This window comes from Treponema sp. R6D11 (assembly GCF_054786075.1).
Map to the genome: position 1 here is coordinate 1 of NZ_BDHD01000795.1, position 518 is coordinate 518.

Genomic DNA, 518 nt, shown 5'->3' on the forward strand with positions numbered 1-518 from the left:
GTGCGAGCGCGTTATAAAGCAAAACGGGACCCTTCCATTCGCCTCTGAAATTCAAGGGAATGTACGGAGTGCCGTCGTCGTTGTGAAATACAACGGGAACATCGTAAATTAAAGTTCCCGCCGTAAATTTCCGCGTGTCTATGGCCGCGGAATAATACAAAGGCTTAAAAGCGGAACCGTATTGCACGTTCGCCTGAGTCGCTCGAATAAGCTGGTTCGACTCGTCGTATTTTGAACCGCCGACAATGGCGGTAATATAACCGGTTTCATTTTCTATGGAAATAAGCGCGCCTTCCACCACGTTTTTTTCCGTATTTGTTTTAAGTTCGGAAAAACCTTCCATAGTTATGTCTTTTAACTCTGGAATGCCGAACGCCAACGCGGTCATGTCCACTATGGGGTTAATCGTCTTTGTGTAACGGGAAATAGCCCTTCTTTCGTTCTGCCCCGCAGTCGCGTTGCGGATATCGGTTAAGTCGAAGGTGAGCGTCAATAAATCAATAATGGGGGTATAAACG

Annotated in this window: 1 protein-coding gene; it reads right to left on the bottom strand. The window is 46.7% G+C overall.

Going from position 1 to position 518, the window contains the following annotated elements; genetic code table 11:
* Positions 1-518 (bottom strand): penicillin-binding transpeptidase domain-containing protein (locus ACYVTD_RS16155; protein WP_461248700.1); only part of this gene is annotated, 518 nt, incomplete at both ends.